This is a genomic window from Stenotrophomonas sp. A3_2 (assembly GCF_036624925.1).
GTDB lineage: Bacteria > Pseudomonadota > Gammaproteobacteria > Xanthomonadales > Xanthomonadaceae > Stenotrophomonas > Stenotrophomonas hibiscicola.
This window is the reverse complement of sequence record NZ_JAZKVY010000311.1, coordinates 1-313: the sequence shown is the minus strand read 5'-3', so window position 1 is coordinate 313 and position 313 is coordinate 1. Positions and strand designations below refer to the sequence as shown.

Annotated in this window: 1 protein-coding gene; it reads left to right on the top strand. The window is 70.9% G+C overall.

Features of this window, described 5'->3' with window-relative positions; translation table 11 throughout:
• The coding region (locus R5H29_RS14485; protein WP_332329352.1) for a deoxyribodipyrimidine photo-lyase at window positions 1–313 on the top strand (313 nt) is incomplete at both ends.

The window sequence follows — 313 nt, the reverse complement described above, 5'->3', positions numbered from 1 at the left end:
GTGGCGGCATCGTTCGCTGCGCGCACTGGACACCGACCTGCGCACACGTGGCTCCGCGCTGCATCTGCGCACCGGTCCGTCCGACGCGGCGTTGCAGGCGCTGTTACGCGACAGCGGCGCGCGCGCGGTGTTCTGGAACCGCAAATACGACCCGGCGACCCAGCCGCGCGACGCCGCGCTGAAGAAGCGACTGCGCGGGCAGGGATTGCGGGTGGAAAGCGCCAACGGCAGCCTGCTGTTCGAGCCCTGGGATCTGGCGACCGGGCAGGGCACGCCGTACCGGGTGTTCACGCCGTTTTGGCGCAATGCGCGG